This is a genomic window from Pseudomonas sp. DP-17 (assembly GCF_022380625.1).
In the GTDB taxonomy this organism is placed as follows: domain Bacteria; phylum Pseudomonadota; class Gammaproteobacteria; order Pseudomonadales; family Pseudomonadaceae; genus Pseudomonas; species Pseudomonas nitroreducens_A.
Genome location: NZ_JAKSXG010000020.1, coordinates 50416 through 67825, shown reverse-complemented (window position 1 = coordinate 67825; position 17410 = coordinate 50416). Strand labels below are relative to the sequence as shown.

Genomic DNA, 17410 nt, shown 5'->3' with positions numbered 1-17410 from the left:
GTGGGTATTGGCGGCGGCGTCCATATCGCCCTGCGGGCGCTTGGCCGAGACGATAAAAACAGGCATCCAGCAGACCTGATAACACGCTCCAGGGATAGGAAAGAACGTTCTGGTGGCCGACTCGCACCAGCAGAGCGATGGTCTGGTCGAGGCGGGCTAGGGCTTCACCAGGGCCTTCTCCAGTCGCTCCAGCATCTCGAAAAAATGGCGGTTCACCTCGCGACAGGCCTGCGCCAGCTCTTCTAGCTGCGACGGGGTCATTTCATCGATCTGCTGGAGCGTCACGCCGGGGCCAGTTCCTTCTTGATCTTGAAGTACTTCGAAGTGCCGGCGCCAACCTTAGTGGAGTCGCGGAGCACCTTCGCGGTGGCCTGAAAGCCGCCGAAGTCTTCGGTGTTGATCCAGTCCATCTGGGTCGCCAGATTGAGGCGGCACTGGAAGAATCGCGCCTCGACGCGCTTCTGAGTGCCGGCGGCGTTCTCGCCCTCGAAGAGGAACTCGAAGGTCTTGCCGCTGTTGGTCAGTGCCTCGATCACGTCGACTGCGGCGGAGCTGTAGTCCACGCTCACCTTGAAGGGCGTGCCAGGGGAGGCCGCTTTGATCGCCGTTTCCAGTGCGCCACCAGCGACAACTTCGATGCCCGAGCCAGTCATGACCCAGTCGTCGAACTCGTCGTAATCGGTGGTGCCCGCCTCGTTGCTCACGCTGGAGATAGTGAGCGGCATCTGCGCCAGAGCAATGGTGCCGTCCACATCAGCGACGTGTTCTTCACCCGTTACGGTAGTCGCGGCGACGCTGGTGACTTTGCCCCATACCAGCGCAGCGAGAACCCAACTGAAGATCTCGCGGAAGTTGATGGAGAGCGACACGCTGGTGACGCGATCCAGGCTGTCGTACTCACCACCCTGCGGGGTGGTGGTGTCTGCCAGTGTCAGGCTGCTGGTTTCGGTTGCGTGCTGGAGGGAACGCGCTCGTTGTAGAGCCGCTCGATTTCCTTCCCGGTCTCGTACCGGACCCCCGCGCCTTTGGACGCCCTGTGGATAGTGGGCTGGGTAGTGCCTGCAAGGTCGGCAATGGCTTTCTGAGAAAGCCCCTGCTCGACCAGCGCGGCGATCATTTCCTTGACGGTCATGGAGACCTCTAATGCGCTTTCGTATTGGTGATAATACGCACACGTATCGATCCGAGCAATACACTCGGGCAATACGTTTTTCTATTGGCGAAACCATGAACATTGGCGAACGGATCGAAGCCGAAATGCAGAAGCTTGAGTGGAGCGAGGGTGAGCTCGCCCGCCGTGCTGGCATCAATCAGCCCACCGTGCACCGCATCATCAAGGGCGAATCGAAGAGCCCTAGGCGCGACAACATCGAGGCCATTGCCAAGGCATTCGGCTGCTCTGTCGAGTGGCTATGGACTGGGATTGGGACCGCGCCGCTTGGAAGCCGCGGAGATGCAGCGACGACGAGCTCTGCCGCCAAGGTAATGGAGATGCTGGAAAAGCACGGCAAGGGCCTCGGTGCCGCTGCGCGCCAGCAGATTCTGCAGGCGGCCGCCGAGGATGTGCAGGCCGCCGCCGGCTCGAATGTGATCGTCGCCGACTTCTCCCGGCCAGGCCCGGCGGGCGACGAGATCAGTATCGCGCACTACGACATCCGCGGCGCCATGGGCAACGGCCAGGTGCCGGCCGACTACATGGAAATGCTCCGCGACGTGAAGGTCAGCCAGGAGCAGCTGCGTAAGATCGGCGTCACCTACGACGATCCGAATCACCTGAAGATGGTGTACGGCTGGGGCAACTCGATGTACCCCACCATCAAGCATGCAGACCCGATGATCGTGAACATCAGCGTTCAGGCGTTCAACGGGGATGGGGTGTTCATCTTCACCTGGCAGGGGCATCTCTACATCAAGCGCCTGCAGGTGCACGATGCCGAGCACTTCGACATGATCTCGGATAACAAGCAGCATAAGGACAGAGTCATCCGGATGGATGAGACCTACATCCATGCACGTGTGCTTCTTGTCTGGAATGCGTACCTCGTCTGAGGTGGCGCGCCGCAAGGCAATCGCTCTTTTCTACTAAGGAACCGTGATCAATGTCAGAAAATGACAAGCCACCATCTAAACGGATGACGCTGCATAGCGTCTCGACAGATGACTTCATCCGCTTCCTGCAAGCACACACACCGGAGAGGGATGACTGCCCCGTCTGTGGCAACCCAGACTGGATGATCTTGAACGATGGAGACACCGAGAGGCTTTATCGACTGGGAACGGTAATTAGAAATAACGAGACACCGTTGTATGCGTCATCGTTTGGGTATAGCTGCATGAAATGTGGCTACCTTCGCCAGCACCTCTCCAAAATCGTTCATCGCTGGGTGGCTGACAATCCACCTGTGGAAGAAGACCTGGCCCAAGACAGTCGCCCTTCAATCGACGAGGACTTCGTCGATGAGTGAAAAATTCTCAAAAAATCGGGGACAGGTGGTTGATCATCCGCACTATAGGCCTAAGGTAGGGGGAAATGGGGACTCTCGTGACGATGACGGGAGGCCCTCTGAACTCGGAGCACGTATGAGCGACGTAACTCGCCAAGAGCTGGATGCCAAGCTCGAAGCAATTGAGGCTCGACTAGACACTCGTTTAGCCAGTATCAGCGGAAAAATCGATGCGTTTCTTGCTGTCCAAGCGGAGCGGGACAAGGCCCTTGAGCAGAGAGATGAGCGGCTTTTGGAGCGCGTTAACTCCTCGATAACACTTTCAAATGAGTGGAATCAGAAGTTCAGACTTATCGCGGAGCGTTCAGTTGAAGCGGCGCTGAGTGCTGATGAATCCGCCAAGCAAGCGGCCACACTTAAGACTCATTTTTGGGCAAGCGTCGCAGCACAGCTGTTAGCAGTAGCCGCTATCGTGGTTGGCGCATACTTCGCAAACCAGGCGAGCGTTTTAGGCATAGCATCTAGCACTCTATCCGCTTATCAAGCCGGAAAGGCAGATTCGCAGCATGCGGTCCAACAGGACCCGAAAGGTGATACACCCAACGCAGCAAAGCAGCAGTGAAGGAGGTCCCGCAGATGCGGGGCTTTCTGCACCTGAGGCTAAGCACTTAATAGTGCTCTAGCCTCCGGCGAAGTTGACTGCCAAGTGTGCCCGCACCCACGGTTTAGACACCTCAACTGAACCTTTCCATTGGGGGTCGTGCCTACTGCCTCAACGCGCCTGAACGCATCCTCGGCTATCCGCATCCGAGCAATATCCTGCGCCATCGCCAGCATGCATTTGTGACAGCGTAATCTGGTAGCCATAGCGTCCCCTTTTAGTTGGTCAATTGAAGCTATGGCCCTGGACACCAAACTTCAAGGCCAGTCGACCGGCGTCGCCGTCAGAACGGCGCTGGCTGATTGTGCAAGTACTGCACCTTGAAGTCGGCACTTCCCCCTTGCGCCAAAGGTGCATAGCATTCAGCCATCCATGCATGGAGCATTCTCATGGCACGACGCCGCCCGCAAACTTTCCAGTCCTGGGCCCTCGGTCTCATTGGAGTGCTCATCACCGGCGTAGTGATGTATTACGCGCGGGTGGCAGCTATCGAGTACATGGCTGAGCGCCAGATGGAACGCGCTCAGGCAGCAATGGCGAAGATCCAGGAGCAGGCCGCGCGCCAGCAGCAACAGCTCCGCTCTACTCCTTCCCCTACTCATCAGGTCGATCAGTACGACGCCAAGGTCATGAAGGCTGCAGCTGAGTCACAGCGCCAGCATGACGCTGCATGGGACAAGTTCTACCAGGCTCCTCGTGGCTGCGATAACTGGAAGACCGACCAGCAGATGGTTGAGTGCCAGAATCACAAGCTCCGAGCGAAGCGCGAGTTCGAGCAAAGATGGACTGCAGGAGAGTTCGTTTCAGGCGCCTGAGGGGCTTGAAACTGAAACCGATTTTGGTAAATTTTTCCCGCCGTGTGGCTCGGAGAGCAGCGGCCACGTGGCAAAAAGGCCGTATCGATGGGGTACGGCCTTTTTCATTTTCCGGTACATTTCCCATCGTCAAAGGGAATCCCCGCGAAGGTTCCTCTATGACAAGGCCGCCTATTTGGGCGGCCTTTACGTTTCCGCTCTACGCCGGCCCTCCCATCGACCGTTCCAACGGGCGGGACCTTCAACCCGCCTGAACTCAGCAGCGTCTCGTTTGGTCCCAACTATGTGAACTCAATCTGGAGGACTTTTGGTTTGGAACTCGAGAATCTGATTCATACCACCATTGAAAAGATCAACTCGGTGAGCGCTTCGCTCGCAAAAATATCTGAGGCCGCAGATGCTAGCTTGGCAACAAATGCGGCTGAAAAATCTCGTGATTTGCTCCGCCAGCTCGACGTCTTGTCGGGCACGCTGGAAACCCTTTCCAGGCGCCTTGGCTCGAACGCGGTCGACAGAGAACAGGTATGACCTCTGCGCTAATGCGAGCCCCAACCGCCCCACGCGGACTGTGAGAGGCAACAATAGCGCCGCGATTTATACGAGTGTATGCGGCTGCCGGAGAGCAACATCTCCGGCAGCCGACGGCATAAAGCGATAAGGTTGTACCTCTTCGTTTCACCCTGTCCAAATCGGATCGGCAGTCCCACCCGGAGCATACGACGATGGACACCCGCAAATTAATTGTTGCCGCGCTAGATACCATCAGCTCTGTAAGCGCAGGGCTCCTGCAGATTTCAGAAGCCACAGACGTACAAATCAGCGCGGATTCCTCAAGCAAGGCGCGCGATCTGCTATTGCATCTGGACCAACTCACAGAGGAACTGGAGAAGATCTCCTTTCGATTGCACGAACATGCGGCCTCTAAGGCCGCAGATAAGCAGGAAACCGATCGTTAGAACGGCGCAGGTTGATCGTGCAGGTACTGCACCCTGAAGTCGGCCGGTAGCTCCTCGCCTTCCTCCTGAGCGCCCTCGCCCTCCTCCTCGGCTGGCTGCCACTCCAGCACCGCTGTCCCGTCCTCGAGCTTGGTCACCGTCAGACCATCAGTCTCCGCCAGCTCATCCATCACCTGGCTCCACGCCTCGTCCGTGTCGCTGTCCAGATCGCCAAGAAGATGGGCCGCACCCGCCAGCACGTCGACCAGGTCATGGTCATCGGCAATGCGAATACGGACGTGCAGCGCATGGTTGCCTCCGGCGAGGTTGCAGCGACCACCGCAGTCAAAGCCGTGCGCCAGCATGGCGAGAAAGCCGGCAAGGTCCTCGGCGACAAGCTGAAGCAGGTTCAGGCCGCCGGCGGGTCGAAGGTCACTCCCAAGGCCATCAACGGCCCGCAGGTGCCGCGCGGGGTCCTCGACGATATGCACAAACTCTGCAAATCGATTGCGGAGTCCTTCCCTCCTCAGGTGCGCGCAGCCATTGGCGAAGGCGCCGAGGTGATCACCCTGACCATGAAGGCCAGCCAGGTTGAACGGCTGGTCGATCTGGTCCGCGCGGCTGACGAAGCTCTGCTCGCGGATTGATCGGGCGCCAGCGCTCCAGATCGCTGGTAACGCGCCGGAGGATGCAGCCATGTAACCGACAGCCCTGGTAGTTCGGCAACAAGCCGGGCGAGCCGCGAAACGCTCACCGACATAAGGCGGACGTGAGCACGGAAAGGCCCTGTCGGACGGGCCTTTCCACCTTCCTTTCCCCGATCCCTTTCGAGAGCACTCCTCCGCGGCGCCCACCGGCGCATAGCCGCGCGCTGGAGTGCTGCCCAAAGGAAGCCCAACCCAACCGAGGAAGCACCATGAACATCGACATCAACATCGAGGGCCTGGTGGCCGACGCCGTAGCCGCAGCCCTGGCCCCCGAGAAGCTGCAGCCGATCATCCAGGCCAACGTCGAGAAGGCAGTGAAGAGCGCTATCGATGACAACTTCGGCTATCGCAGCCCCTTCATCGAACTCTGCAAGGAAAGCATGGCGGCGGTGATGCCTACCGACCTTGGTGACCTCGGGCGATACGGCGACCTTGTTCTGAAGACCTTCAAGTTCGCCCTGTCCGAGCATCAGGATCACGTCCTGAAGCAAACCATCACCGAGCGTATGGAGCAGCTTCTCAAGCCGCTGCCAGTCAGGATGAAGCTGAGCGAGCTGGTCGAGCAACTGACCAGCCACTTTTCCAACTGCTACTCGCGCGAAGGCAGTGAGCGCCCCACCTTCATCATCGAGAAAAACGACCGAGGCTACTGGCACCTCTACGCCGACCCGAAAGAGGACGCAGGCCGTTACAGCCAATACAGCTGCGCAATCCACATGGCGTTTACCGAGGACGGCGAGTGCTACTCGCTCAGGGTCGACGAGAAAGATGATCCGAAAAAGATGATCTTCCTCGGCAGTCACTACGGTGCGGACGCCCTCGCCCTCAACATCTATACAGGCGGCACGAAGATCGAATTCGAAGAGATCGACGTCGACGACATCTACTACCCGGACGCTTATCGGGACTGAACTGGAGGGCCACGCCATGCAACAGCTGAACATTTGCCCGCAGCTGGCCGAGCTGCTCCCGCTGACCGCCGCCGCGCGCGCAGCCTTCGAAGAGCGCCGCACCATTGTGGTGGAGAAGCCGGCCTACCAGATCCGTCCAACTGGTCGCGGCTTCTGGCACATCGTGGACACCGCCACCGAGAAGGTCGCCGGGTTCCGCCGTAATTACCGAGAGGCGATTGAGCGCGCCGAGGAGCTGACCATCCGCAAGCGCGACGACATCGGAGCCGAGGGATGAAGCGAAAGCCCAAGACGCAAGCTGAACGCTCTGCAGCGTCCGCTGAAAAGCGACAACTGGTAGGAGAAGAAGAACTGCGCTTCCGGGTACGCCCAGGGATTATGACTATGCTGTTTCAGCTGATGCAGTGGGCCGAATTCAGTCAGCTTGTAGAGCTCATCCAAACCATGATCCGCAATGTCCACGCTCTGGGACCGGAGGGCGCTCGGCAATTTCTGCAGTTGCCGCGCCACGATGTAGCGATTTCCGAAAACCTGGCGCAACGACTACATCGGGAAGGACTGCGCGAGGCAGAACGCCTCGACCGGAGTGAAGGATGAAAAAGCGCACCGTGAGTTCGTGGCCAGAGTCATCTCACGAGTACAAGGAAGGCTGCTATGCGCGGACACTGAAAAAGCCTCGCGATCTCTGCCCGTACGGACACTGCCAGCTCGAGGTTAGGAGCAGATGGCTGGCCGGCTGGAATGACACTGACATTTCGCTATCCAAGCATCATTAAGTCAGGGCGATCGCACTATTCGCCCCTCCAAGAGCTCCTTCACGAACACCTCCAGCGTGTCGGCATCTTGCTCCAACTGACTGGCCATTGCGCGCAACTCAGTCCGAACCTCTGGGACTTGAAGGGCAAGCGCATTCAACCGGTCCGCCACCGAGGCGTTGTTGAATGAAGTAGTGCGGAGCGCTGTGATCAACTGCTTCTCGGCGCTATTCAATCCAGCACCTGGATGCTGCCGCTTTGGGTTCGCTCAGCCAGCGTCCGAAGCTTTTCAGCATCCACTTTCAGCAATTCGATCACATCAGCAATGTTTGCCGCATAGCCGGCCGGCAGCTCTTGCATCGCCTGGTCAAGGACCATCGCGATCGACTCACTGCGGAAAGCCAGTTCGGCAAACGTCACCCGCAGCTGTTGCGTTGAGTAATCCAGGGGCATGGCGATGTCCTCTCGCTGAATCCAGTTAGCACCAGCACTTAAACATAGCTGCTATCCGCTGCACTCGTGGGGCGGCGCTGCTCTACCAGTTGCAGGATCGGTTATCGATCAGGTCGATCGGCAGCAGGACAGTGTCGAGCGCTGCAGAGAATGGCAGGTCAACGATCATCAGTGGGCCCACTACATCCCACGATTTCAGATCGAGCTGCACGCCGGTGTACGGGCATGGATCGAACAGATGCCCCAACGAACTCGCGCAGCCATTCGTGCTGAGCACCACAAGGGCAACTGATATCGCCCTGAACCACACCCTCATATAAATCCGCTCCTTCGTTGGAGCGAGAACCCTGACGACCAGCCCCCGTAGTCGCAATAGGACGTTTCCTAAGTGCGCGCGGCGGCGCTCTACCTGGAGAAACCATGATTCAGTCCCCGGTCATCCGCTACCACGGAGGGAAGTTCAGGCTTGCGCCTTGGGTGATCAGCCACTTCCCGCCGCACACCTGTTACGTGGAGCCGTTCGGTGGCGCTGCAGGCGTGCTGGTGCAGAAGGAGCGCGCCTACGCAGAGGTCTATAACGACCTGGACGGCGACATCGTCAACCTCTTCCGCGTTCTCCAGCTCGAGCAAACGCGCGAGCAGCTGACCCGACTCCTGGTGCTCACACCTTATGCCCGCGGCGAATTCGAGCGAGCATGGGAGCCGACCACCGACCCGGTTGAACAGGCGCGCCGGACGATCATTCGCGCGCAGATGGGCTTCGGCTCCGCCGGTGCCACCAAAGGCCGCACCGGCTTCCGCATCGACACCAAACGCCAGTACGGCACCGCCCAGGCGCTGTGGCAGGAGTACCCGGAACAGGTGGCGGAGATCGGGCAGCGCCTGCAGGGCGTCCTGATCGAGAACCGGCCAGCGATCGAGGTTATCAAGGCGCACGACGGCCCGGAGACCCTGCACTACGTCGACCCTCCATACGTCTTCGCCACCAGGCATGCCAGCGCCAGCAGCCGGCAGTACTACCGGCACGAAATGGACGACGGCCAGCACCGCGACCTTCTGGACGAGCTGCTCGAGCTGGAAGGAATGGTCGTGCTCTCCGGCTACTCCAGCGAGATCTACCAGCGCCGCCTGGCCGGCTGGTCGATGAACACAACCAACGCGCGTATCAGCGCGGCTCGGGGAACCGCAGTCAGGGAAGAGTGCCTTTGGCTGAACCCAGCTTGCATGCGCGCCCTGAGCCAGATGGGACTCGACTTCGGCGAGTACGACATCTTCAACGACGCCAAGGAGCCCGCAGCATGAAAGATGTGGCGGTTCTGTTCGCGCGCCAGGACAGCAACTATAAGGCCATGGCCGGAACCGACGTGTTTGACATAGACCGAGACGCCCGTACCTTTGCCGGTGGCATGCCGGTGGTAGCTCACCCTCCGTGCAGGATGTAGGGGCGCCTTCGTCAGTTTGCGAAGGGCCGTCCTGACGAGAAGGAACTGGGCATCTGGGCAGTCGACCAGGTCAGAACATGGGGTGACGTACTTGAGCACCCAGCAGAGAGCACTCTATTCAACAGTTGCCGCATGCCTCACCCCGGCGAGTTCCCCGACGAGTTCGGCGGCTGGACCTTGGAGATTGAGCAGTTCCACTGGGGACATCGCGCGGAGAAGGCGACGTGGCTCTACATCGTCGGCTGTTCGCCGTCGGAGATACCAGCGATCCCGCGACGATCGGGAAAGCCAACTCACTGCGTCAGACCAACCCGTAGCTATCCCAGGCTCCCGTCTATCACCAAGGCCGAGCGAGAACACACACCGCTGGCCTTGGCTGAATGGCTTATCAAGCTTGCGAGAAGGACTTGTCAGCCTGGGAAAACGCTCTTCTCTGGTACCTCCCAAGTCCCATTGCGACTGCCATCAGCGGACACGATCAAGTAGTCGCCATTCACTTCTACAACCTCGCCATAGCGTTCAGAACCCGTGAGCGTATCGCCTACGAAATCTCCAACCTCGAAGGTCACGCTTCCATCATCGTTATGTCGCACTTCAGCTCCTTGATCCGGCCCCATGCCGGGCCATCCGAACCTACGCCAATATCTTGCGGCTGGCTATCAGCCAGGATTCTTCGCGCTGAAGTTCGTTGAGGACCAGACCAGCGCTACCACCCAGCCGATGAAAGTCCAGCCGATGAAGACGTTCAGAAGAACGATCGGCACGACCTGAGGGTGATTGCGCTTGCCCGCGATGATTGAAGGCAGGAAGTAGATGGCGCCGCCGATCAACAGGATCAGCACAGCAGTAATTCCGTCCATGTGGCTCTCCTTGTTGGTGAGCCGAACCTACCCCACTCCATTCCATTGCGCCACTACAGCACAAAGAAGCCCGGCAGAACCGGGCTTAGGCGCGATCACACGCGCTGAATTGCGCAGAAGGGCTGTTGAGGCGGATCGACAGACTGCCCCGAAGACAACAGGATCAGCCCTACTACGGCGATGTTTTTGAAGAGATATTTGCAGCTGCATGTGCAGCGCCTATGCTTGGGCATGAGTACGGTCTCCTATGGTCATGCTCATCTAGGCCCTCAGGTGGTGCGAACACCTGGGGGCTTTCTATTTCTGTGCCCCTTGGACCTGCATTCAAGAATAGTTCGTTCTTCGGTGTGTAAAGGACGAAAGCGCGAGAAGTTACAGATTTAGAAGGGCATTTCTGTCCCTTCCTCCCCTCTGCTCCCCCTCATCCCCCATAGACTTCGTCGTCACGACGAACGGTGACCTATGCACCCCATCATCTACGTCGCTGGGCCGTATCGCGGCCCGGATCGGTCAGCTATTGCCCGCAATATCGAGTCCGCCGGCCGCCTGGGCGCCTACGTCTGCACCCTGGGCTGGTTCCCGATCATCCCGCACATGAACACCGCCCATATGGAGCAGGACCTGCCGAAGCTGGGCGAGGAGTTCTGGCTGCGCGGCACGATGGCGCTGATGGAGCGCTGCGATGCAATGGTTCTGGCGCCGGGCTGGCACCGCTCCGCCGGCACTCAGGCAGAGATCGCGCGGGCCGAGGAGATGCGGTTGCCGATCTACCGCGCCGCCGACCTGGTGCCGCGGGCGGAGACGTTCATCCAGTGGCGGAAGGCGATGGAGGCGCGGCTGGCCTAAAGGAAGCCGCTTTCGCTTGGGTGGCGTTGGCGATTGGTGCAACCGGCTTTTCCGCAGTCACCACGCTCGCAACGGAGGGATTTCCTCATCAACCGCTTGGAGTTGGTACTCGCGGAATTCGGGCTCCTCCAGGAAGGAGGCGAACGCAGCTTCTGCTGACTCTTTGCTCGGAAATTTTTCCGCGTGAATCGCCCCGTATGACCGATAGCGCTTGCCATCGGGAGCTCGGCAGGTGCCGTAAAACTCCCCGCCAGGGCCGCTCATTTTGACTACCCAAACCATTTTGGAACTCAGACTTATTCAGAGTGAAGGCACAATGATCTCAAAACCATTTCGCTATGAACATCAGACCATTACCCGCTCCTGCAATGCAGTTAGCTACATATCTGACGCTCACCCCTTAGACAATTCCACTACCCGGATTTACCTCGCCAGGCCGATGACCGGTCAACCTGGCTTCAACTACCCGGCATTCCACGCCGAGGCCGCGCGCCTGCGCCAGCTCGGCTACCACGTCGAGAACCCGGCCGAGAACAATGCGCCACCCGACACCACTTGGTCAGGCTACCTGCGCTTGGCTCTGGCCCAGCTAATCACCTGCGAGGCGATCGCCCTGCTGCCGGGCTGGCACAACTCCGAAGGCGCCTGCCTGGAGTACCACGTCGTGAGCAAGCTGGGCATGCAGGCGCACACCGCCAGCCAGATCATCGAGCCTGCGAGGACCGCAGCATGAAGGAACGCCCCATCCTTTTTAACGGCCCGATGGTCCGCGCCATCCTCGGTGGCGTGAAAACAGTCATGCGCCAATCCCCTGCAGTCCTCGGTCGAGGGTAATTGCACGAGAGCCGGCGTGCCAAGAGCTGCCTAAGAGCTTATGAGGTGCACTTACATGCAAGCCATCCAACTGACCGTCGATCACCGCCAGGGCCGCGACGGGAAGCCTTACCTGTTGATCGATGGGCTGCCGCGGCTCGGCGCCGAACTCGATCCTGAGCAAGCCCACGCGCTGGGCCGCCAGCTGATCCAGGCCGCAATCGACTCCCGCCAGGGCGAGCGCGGCACCATCCAATACCCCGTAGAGGGCTGAACCATGGCCAAGGTGGTTTCACAGCTGACCGTGAACATGCCGCGCCTCATGGAGGCCGGCGAATATAGAAAGCTGCGGTACGCCGGCGGGAAGCCGAGCCTGCAGCAGTTGAAGAAGTGGATTGAGGAAGGGGAAGTGGTAGGCGAGATTAAGGGAGGCATGTACTTCGTTGACCTGCAGGCAGCACTCACCGGCTCGGAAGACCCGCTGCTGGCCAAGATGATGGAGCTCAGCTGATGGCACCGCCGCGCAAGCGCGACAGCAAGAATCGCGCGCTACCTGAAAACCTCTATCCGAACGGGAAGTACTGGCGGTACCGGAACCCGATCACGGGGAAGGTCACCAGCATCAACAAGCCGATGGCGGAAGCTATCAAGCTGGCGAAGGCCGCCAACGCCAAGTTGGCGCCCCTGATGGCCAACGACGGAGACTTGCTCGAAGTACTGACGGGCGAGAAAGCCCCGACAGTGGCGGCAGTAATTGATAGGTTCAACGAGGAGTGGCTGGCACTGAGGCGCCTGGCCGACAGCACCCGAGAGGAAGCGGGTTACAAGCTGGAGCGTTACAAGAAGGACCTCGGCAGCCGCATGTTCGGCCAGATCGACGTTCTGGAGATAGCCGCCTACCTGGACCAGTTCCACAACAACGCCTACACGAAGCATCGCACTCTCTGGGTGCAGATCTTCGACTTCGCAGCGGCCAAAGGCTTGGCCGAGCGCAACTTCGCTGAACTCACCCTGGTGAAGCAGGAGGCAGAGAAGGTGCGCCAGCGGCACACGCTCGAGGGTGTTCAGAAAATCCTGTCAGCGAACACCACACCGGATTGGCTGAAACGAGCCATTCGCCTGGCGCTGCTGAGCCTGCAACGCCGGGAGGACTTGGTGACGTGGGAGCGCTCGGCCGTGGATATGGCGAAGAACACTATCCGCATCTCCACCGGCAAGACAGAGAACTACGCAACGCCCATCCACCTGGAGATAGAGATGGGCTCCGACCTGCGCCAGGTGGTGTCCGAGTGCCTTAGCACACCGATCGCCAGCCCATATTTGCTGTGCTACATGCCGAAACGCCGCCGGCGGGACCAGATGGAAGCGAAGCTCCATTGGAGTGCGGTCACCGATGACTACCTCTCGAAGCAGTTCACCAAGGCCAGGGACGACTGCGGGGCGTACAACCACATCACCGATAAGCGAGCGCGGCCAACAGTGCACGAACTGCGCGCGCTAGGCTCCTGGCTATATGAAAAGCAGAACTTCCCCACCGAGTACGTACAGGCGCTGATGGGCCACGCCGACGGCGAGATGACGACCTACTATCAGGAGGGACACGAAGAGAAGGCGATCGAGTATCAAAGGGTGCGCGCCGACCTGAAGCTCTAGGCCGCGACTGTCGTTTTGCAAAGGTTTGGAAAAAATATTGCAAAAACAAAAAGGGCGACCCTTTCGGATCGCCCTCTAAGCCCCGCCAGAAGCGGGTTTGTTTGGTAGGCACAATTGGACTCGAACCAACGACCCCCACCATGTCAAGGTGGTGCTCTAACCAACTGAGCTATGTGCCTGTCGTGTGGGGCGCATTCTACGCGATCAACTTGAAGCGTCAAGCACTTTTTTCGCTAAGCCACTGAAAAAGTGAATTTTTTTATGTTCGACCGTCCGTAAATTATTTTGCACGGGCAATTGCCGGGCAGATTCGACTCAGGTAGCATCCGCACATCTCGTAAAAAATAACAAACACAGGTGCATTATGCCGCACACTTCCTACCCCTCCTCCTATTATGCAGCTTCGGCCAACCCGGTCCCGGCCCGTCCTGAACTGCAGGGCGAGGTGGAAACCGATGTCTGCGTGATCGGCGCAGGCTACACCGGCCTGTCGACCGCCCTGTTCCTGCTGGAAAACGGTTTCAAGGTCACCGTGCTGGAGGCCGCCAAGGTCGGTTTCGGCGCGTCGGGCCGCAATGGCGGCCAGATCGTCAACAGCTATAGCCGCGATATCGACGTCATCGAACGTACCGTTGGCGCCAAGCAGGCGAAACTGCTGGGCGACATGGCCTTCGAAGGCGGCCGCATCATTCGCGACCGTATCGCCAAGTACAACATCCAGTGCGACCTGAAGGACGGCGGCGTATTTGCAGCCCTCAGCGCCAAGCAGATGGGTCACCTGGAGTCGCAGAAAAAGCTGTGGGAGCGCTTCGGCCATACCCAGCTCGAGCTGATGGACGCCAAGCGCATCCGTGAAGTCGTCGGCACCGACAGCTATGTTGGTGGCATGCTGGACATGAGCGGCGGCCACATCCACCCGCTGAACCTCGCCCTGGGCGAAGCCGCGGCCGTGGAATCCCTGGGCGGTGTGATCCACGAACAGTCCCCTGCCGTGAAGATCGACCGTGGCGCCAACCCGGTCGTGCACACCCCGCAAGGCCGCGTGAAGGCCAAGTTCATCGTGGTAGCCGGTAACGCCTACCTCGGCGGCCTGGTGCCGGAGCTGGCCTCCAAGTCCATGCCTTGCGGCACCCAGGTGATCACCACCGAGCCGCTGAGCGCTGACCTCGCCAAGTCTCTGCTGCCGCAGGACTACTGCGTCGAAGACTGCAACTACCTGCTCGACTACTACCGCCTGACCGGCGACAACCGCCTGATCTTCGGTGGTGGCGTGGTCTACGGTGCGCGCGATCCGTCGAACATCGAGGCGATCATCCGTCCGAAGATGCTCAAGGTCTTCCCTCAGCTGAAGAACGTGAAGATCGACTTCGCCTGGACCGGCAACTTCCTGCTGACCCTGTCGCGCCTGCCGCAGGTTGGCCGAATCGGCGACAACATCTACTACTCCCAGGGCTGCTCCGGCCACGGTGTGACCTACACCCACCTGGCAGGCAAACTGCTGGCCGAAGTGCTGCGTGGTCAAGCCGAGCGTTTCGACGCCTTCGCCACCCTACCGCACTACCCCTTCCCGGGCGGCCGCCTGTTCCAGGTACCGTTCTCCGCAATCGGCGCCTGGTACTACACCCTGCGCGACAAGCTGGGCATCTGACGCCTCGCTTCATACCGCACGAAAAAACGGCGCCTCAGGGCGCCGTTTTCTTTTCCGGGATTTTCTCTGGCGGCGACGAGCTGTCGCTGCGCACCTGGGCATGGCTCATCAGCGCGAAGATCAGGCTACCGCCGACGATGTTGCCCGCCAGGGTCGGCAGGGCGAAATCCAGGATGAATCCGGAGGCCGCGACCTCCCCGGCAAACATCAGATAACCGACCTCGCAGGTGCCCACCACGATATGGCTGAAGCTGCCCAGTGCCATCAGGTAGGTGACCAGGAAGATGATCCAGACCTTGGCGTTTTCCGCGGCCGGCACCAGCCAGACCATGGTGGCGATCATCCAGCCGGAAACGATGCCCTTGGAGAACATCTGCCAGTGGTCGTTCTCCATCACCTCGCGACCGATCTCGAGGAAGGCCTGGTCGGCCTTGGTATCGAAGATCGGCAGGTGCAGCATGCCGTAGGCGAACAACAATGCGCCGACGATATTGCCCGCCAGCACCACCGACCACAGCCGCAGCAACTGGCCGAACTTCGCCAGCGTCGGCTCGCTCATCACTGGTAGCACCGCCGTCAGGGTGTTTTCGGTGAACAGTTGCTGACGCGCGAGAATGATGGCCAGGAAACCGACCGGATAGCCAAGGCTGGTGGTGATCACCGCCATGTCGTGATCCGGCAGGCGCGCGCGGAAGAGCCCCATGGCCATCAGCGACAACCCGATAGTCAGCCCCGCCGACAATGCGGACCACCAGAGCGCCGCCAGCGTCCGGTCCAGCTCGTGGTTACCCTGCAGGCGGATGACTTCGTGCAGCACCAGCGGCCGTGGCGGCTGGCTCTTTTCGACCTTGCGTCGCTCCTCGGCGGAGAGATCATCCGCCGTGTCGCTGTCCGCCTTGGATTTTCTCGCCTCGCCATCAGCCGCGGCTTCGTGGCGTGTCTTCTGCTTGTCAGTGACGGCCCGTCCGCGCGGCTGGGCTGCGCCGCGCGCCGGTTGTTTTTCCGTAGCCATGCAAGGCACCTCGCTGGGGGCATTGCAGAGTTAGGCTACGCCCTCCCCGCTTCGGTTCAGGAAACCTTGCGCATCAGTTGGCGGGGCAGGCAGGCACTGCCTCGCAACGGGAGCCTGCCTTCGCCGGACCGCCCACTTTCTGCGAGAAGCGCGTATCGTCCGGCGCCAGTTGCCGCGCACAACTGGCTGCCGAATCGGCCTCCCGCGGGCAGCCGCGCTCGCCCAGCACGTTGGCCAGGTTGAACCAGCCCGCGGCAAATGCCGGCCTTGCACCCACACTGCGACGCAAAGCCTGCTCGGCATCACCCAGATTACCGTCCGTGTAGCGCGCATTGGCCAGTGCAAACCACCCCAGCGACTCCTGTGGCCAAGCGCGGGTGGCGGATCGATAGGCCTGCTCCGCCAGGGCCGGCTGGCCGGTTTCTTCCAGGTCATGTGCGGCCCGCAACCAGGCCGTCGGCTCCGCGGTGGCCGGCAGGCGATCCGCCGGAACGGTCAGCACTGCCCAGCGCTGGCTGCGTTTCCAGGTCAGGTCGAAGGCGGTGAAGTCGATCAGCAGACGCTCGGTGATACCCGAACGCAGGATCAGTTCATGACGGGTGCGGTCGAATCCAACGACCACCGCGAAGTGCCAGACCGGCAGCCAATCGAGCCCCTGGTTCTGCAGAATCAGCACCGGATTGCCCGCTGCGACTTCGCTGAGGATGTTCTCCAGTCGCGGTTTGAGCGGATAGACCAGCATGCCCTTCTCACGCGCGGCCGCCACCAGCTCCACCTGCAGACTGCCCTCGCGCCCGGGAATGAACACCCGATCCTTCAGCTCGCGCGGCGTCACGCGAATGCCGCGCTGATTGAGCATGGTCGCCAGCGCAGCCGGGCCGCATTGGAATTCCTGCTGCGGGAAGAACTGTACCTCGCTCAGTTCCACCCGTTCCGGCAACGCGTCCACGCTGGATGGCAACTTCGGCGCCTGCGCACAGCCGCCGAGTGCCACGGCCGCCGCGAGCGCGACGGCCATGGCCCAACGCCTCAACGTTGGCACCTCACGAAGGTGAAGATATGGGTGATGCAGAGCAGGTCGGTAATCACGAAGATCAACAGGAACAACAGGATGATGCCGATGATGCCGCCAGCAGGCGCCTGGTCCAGTTGCTGGTTGAACTGCGCCAGCTCCTCGTTGGACAGGCTCCTGATGCGCTGCTCGACCTTGCTGCGCTCGACGCCCATGGACTGCAGCTTTTTCTGCACACCCTGGTCATCAAGCATCTTCAGCAGTTGCTCGCGGTCGACCTGTTGCTGCTGCGCCTGAAGCACCTCGCCAGTACCCACCATGGCGGCCTGGGCCAACGGGACTTCCGCAACCACACCCAACTGCGCGAACACCAGGACTGCTGCAAGGCTTTTCACCCGTCTTGTTATGGTCATTCTGGGTCACCTCATCATGGACTGCATGCA

27 protein-coding genes and 1 tRNA gene are annotated in these 17410 nt (G+C 60.2%); 17 read left to right on the top strand and 11 right to left on the bottom strand.

The window, feature by feature from the left end; genetic code table 11:
- Window positions 1-156: 156 nt before the first annotated feature.
- The 3 genes from MJ122_RS30130 to MJ122_RS29005 all read right to left on the bottom strand — a co-directional run bounded on the left by MJ122_RS30130 (window position 157) and on the right by MJ122_RS29005 (window position 1132).
- Window positions 157-285, bottom strand: coding sequence for a hypothetical protein (locus MJ122_RS30130; RefSeq protein WP_275590875.1), 129 nt, complete (start codon window positions 283-285; stop codon window positions 157-159).
- Window positions 282-869: a hypothetical protein gene (locus MJ122_RS29010; RefSeq protein ID WP_239747080.1), complete on the bottom strand. Its 588-nt coding sequence runs from the start codon at window positions 867-869 to the stop codon at window positions 282-284. Before MJ122_RS29010 ends, MJ122_RS30130 begins: the two co-directional genes overlap by 4 nt.
- A 62-nt stretch (window positions 870-931) precedes the next feature.
- Window positions 932-1132 carry a helix-turn-helix domain-containing protein gene (locus MJ122_RS29005; RefSeq protein ID WP_239747079.1) on the bottom strand — a complete coding sequence of 67 codons (201 nt, stop codon included), beginning with the start codon at window positions 1130-1132 and terminating at the stop codon, window positions 932-934.
- An 11-nt stretch (window positions 1133-1143) separates the two neighbouring features.
- On the opposite strand from MJ122_RS29005, the gene MJ122_RS29000 reads away from it, so the two are divergent.
- The 6 genes from MJ122_RS29000 to MJ122_RS28975 all read left to right on the top strand — a co-directional run bounded on the left by MJ122_RS29000 (window position 1144) and on the right by MJ122_RS28975 (window position 4876).
- Window positions 1144-2049 (top strand): XRE family transcriptional regulator, encoded by a 906-nt coding sequence (locus MJ122_RS29000; RefSeq protein ID WP_239747078.1) that lies wholly within the window; start codon window positions 1144-1146, stop codon window positions 2047-2049.
- 50 nt (window positions 2050-2099) lie between these two features.
- Entirely contained in the window at window positions 2100-2465 is a 366-nt protein-coding gene (locus MJ122_RS28995) for a hypothetical protein (RefSeq protein WP_239747077.1), read from the top strand.
- A 115-nt stretch (window positions 2466-2580) separates the two neighbouring features.
- On the top strand, window positions 2581-3066 hold the full coding sequence (locus MJ122_RS28990; RefSeq protein ID WP_239747076.1) for a hypothetical protein: 486 nt from the start codon (window positions 2581-2583) through the stop codon (window positions 3064-3066).
- Window positions 3067-3494: 428 nt separating this feature from the next.
- A complete protein-coding gene (locus MJ122_RS28985) occupies window positions 3495-3920 on the top strand; it encodes a hypothetical protein (RefSeq protein ID WP_239747075.1) in 426 nt (141 codons plus the stop codon).
- A gap of 312 nt (window positions 3921-4232) precedes the next feature.
- A complete protein-coding gene (locus MJ122_RS28980; RefSeq protein ID WP_239747074.1) occupies window positions 4233-4448 on the top strand; it encodes a hypothetical protein in 216 nt (71 codons plus the stop codon).
- A gap of 194 nt (window positions 4449-4642) precedes the next feature.
- The gene (locus tag MJ122_RS28975) at window positions 4643-4876 is read left to right on the top strand and encodes a hypothetical protein (RefSeq protein WP_239747073.1); all 234 of its coding nucleotides are present in this window, start codon (window positions 4643-4645) and stop codon (window positions 4874-4876) included.
- Here the strand turns inward: MJ122_RS28975 and MJ122_RS28970 are convergent.
- Window positions 4873-5046: a hypothetical protein gene (locus MJ122_RS28970; protein WP_239747072.1), complete on the bottom strand. Its 174-nt coding sequence runs from the start codon at window positions 5044-5046 to the stop codon at window positions 4873-4875. The two genes, MJ122_RS28975 and MJ122_RS28970, sit on opposite strands and share 4 nt — an antisense overlap.
- A 48-nt stretch (window positions 5047-5094) precedes the next feature.
- Here MJ122_RS28970 and MJ122_RS28965 point away from each other — a divergent pair, with 48 nt between their 5' ends.
- The 4 genes from MJ122_RS28965 to MJ122_RS28950 all read left to right on the top strand — a co-directional run bounded on the left by MJ122_RS28965 (window position 5095) and on the right by MJ122_RS28950 (window position 7070).
- Window positions 5095-5502, top strand: a complete 408-nt coding sequence (locus tag MJ122_RS28965; protein WP_239747071.1) for a hypothetical protein — start codon at window positions 5095-5097, stop codon at window positions 5500-5502.
- Window positions 5503-5771: 269 nt separating this feature from the next.
- A complete protein-coding gene (locus MJ122_RS28960) occupies window positions 5772-6473 on the top strand; it encodes a hypothetical protein (RefSeq protein WP_239747070.1) in 702 nt (233 codons plus the stop codon).
- A gap of 16 nt (window positions 6474-6489) precedes the next feature.
- Window positions 6490-6750, top strand: coding sequence for a hypothetical protein (locus tag MJ122_RS28955; protein ID WP_239747069.1), 261 nt, complete (start codon window positions 6490-6492; stop codon window positions 6748-6750).
- Window positions 6747-7070 carry a hypothetical protein gene (locus tag MJ122_RS28950; protein ID WP_239747068.1) on the top strand — a complete coding sequence of 108 codons (324 nt, stop codon included), beginning with the start codon at window positions 6747-6749 and terminating at the stop codon, window positions 7068-7070. The genes MJ122_RS28955 and MJ122_RS28950 overlap by 4 nt, the downstream gene beginning before the upstream one ends.
- Before the next feature lie 389 nt (window positions 7071-7459).
- Here MJ122_RS28950 and MJ122_RS28945 read toward each other — a convergent pair whose 3' ends face one another.
- Together MJ122_RS28945 and MJ122_RS28940 are read right to left on the bottom strand one after the other, a co-directional pair.
- Complete coding sequence (locus MJ122_RS28945) at window positions 7460-7681, bottom strand: hypothetical protein (protein WP_239747067.1); 222 nt, start codon at window positions 7679-7681, stop codon at window positions 7460-7462.
- Between the two features lie 82 nt (window positions 7682-7763).
- Window positions 7764-7997 (bottom strand): YceK/YidQ family lipoprotein, encoded by a 234-nt coding sequence (locus MJ122_RS28940; RefSeq protein ID WP_170860083.1) that lies wholly within the window; start codon window positions 7995-7997, stop codon window positions 7764-7766.
- Between the two features lie 104 nt (window positions 7998-8101).
- On the opposite strand from MJ122_RS28940, the gene MJ122_RS28935 reads away from it, so the two are divergent.
- Complete coding sequence (locus MJ122_RS28935; RefSeq protein WP_239747066.1) at window positions 8102-8983, top strand: DNA adenine methylase; 882 nt, start codon at window positions 8102-8104, stop codon at window positions 8981-8983.
- A 799-nt stretch (window positions 8984-9782) separates the two neighbouring features.
- On the opposite strand, the gene MJ122_RS28930 is transcribed toward MJ122_RS28935, so the two are convergent.
- Entirely contained in the window at window positions 9783-9983 is a 201-nt protein-coding gene (locus MJ122_RS28930) for a superinfection immunity protein (RefSeq protein ID WP_239747065.1), read from the bottom strand.
- 462 nt (window positions 9984-10445) lie between these two features.
- On the opposite strand from MJ122_RS28930, the gene MJ122_RS28925 reads away from it, so the two are divergent.
- The 5 genes from MJ122_RS28925 to MJ122_RS28905 all read left to right on the top strand — a co-directional run bounded on the left by MJ122_RS28925 (window position 10446) and on the right by MJ122_RS28905 (window position 13295).
- On the top strand, window positions 10446-10829 hold the full coding sequence (locus MJ122_RS28925; protein ID WP_239747064.1) for a DUF1937 family protein: 384 nt from the start codon (window positions 10446-10448) through the stop codon (window positions 10827-10829).
- A 352-nt stretch (window positions 10830-11181) separates the two neighbouring features.
- A complete protein-coding gene (locus MJ122_RS28920; protein ID WP_345772989.1) occupies window positions 11182-11562 on the top strand; it encodes a DUF4406 domain-containing protein in 381 nt (126 codons plus the stop codon).
- 156 nt (window positions 11563-11718) lie between these two features.
- Window positions 11719-11916: a hypothetical protein gene (locus tag MJ122_RS28915; protein WP_239747062.1), complete on the top strand. Its 198-nt coding sequence runs from the start codon at window positions 11719-11721 to the stop codon at window positions 11914-11916.
- Between the two features lie 3 nt (window positions 11917-11919).
- Entirely contained in the window at window positions 11920-12153 is a 234-nt protein-coding gene (locus MJ122_RS28910; RefSeq protein ID WP_239747061.1) for a hypothetical protein, read from the top strand.
- The gene (locus MJ122_RS28905; RefSeq protein ID WP_239747060.1) at window positions 12153-13295 is read left to right on the top strand and encodes a tyrosine-type recombinase/integrase; all 1143 of its coding nucleotides are present in this window, start codon (window positions 12153-12155) and stop codon (window positions 13293-13295) included. The genes MJ122_RS28910 and MJ122_RS28905 overlap by 1 nt, the downstream gene beginning before the upstream one ends.
- 102 nt (window positions 13296-13397) lie before the next feature.
- Here the strand turns inward: MJ122_RS28905 and MJ122_RS28900 are convergent.
- A tRNA-Val gene (locus MJ122_RS28900) sits at window positions 13398-13474 on the bottom strand.
- Window positions 13475-13659: 185 nt separating this feature from the next.
- On the opposite strand from MJ122_RS28900, the gene MJ122_RS28895 reads away from it, so the two are divergent.
- Entirely contained in the window at window positions 13660-14943 is a 1284-nt protein-coding gene (locus MJ122_RS28895; protein WP_088418182.1) for an FAD-binding oxidoreductase, read from the top strand.
- 34 nt (window positions 14944-14977) lie between these two features.
- Here MJ122_RS28895 and MJ122_RS28890 read toward each other — a convergent pair whose 3' ends face one another.
- The 3 genes from MJ122_RS28890 to MJ122_RS28880 all read right to left on the bottom strand — a co-directional run bounded on the left by MJ122_RS28890 (window position 14978) and on the right by MJ122_RS28880 (window position 17380).
- Window positions 14978-15955 carry a formate/nitrite transporter family protein gene (locus MJ122_RS28890; RefSeq protein ID WP_239747059.1) on the bottom strand — a complete coding sequence of 326 codons (978 nt, stop codon included), beginning with the start codon at window positions 15953-15955 and terminating at the stop codon, window positions 14978-14980.
- A 73-nt stretch (window positions 15956-16028) separates the two neighbouring features.
- Window positions 16029-16973, bottom strand: a complete 945-nt coding sequence (locus MJ122_RS28885) for a PA2778 family cysteine peptidase (RefSeq protein ID WP_239747058.1) — start codon at window positions 16971-16973, stop codon at window positions 16029-16031.
- An 11-nt stretch (window positions 16974-16984) separates the two neighbouring features.
- Window positions 16985-17380 carry a PA2779 family protein gene (locus MJ122_RS28880; RefSeq protein WP_239747057.1) on the bottom strand — a complete coding sequence of 132 codons (396 nt, stop codon included), beginning with the start codon at window positions 17378-17380 and terminating at the stop codon, window positions 16985-16987.
- Window positions 17381-17410: the final 30 nt, after the last annotated feature.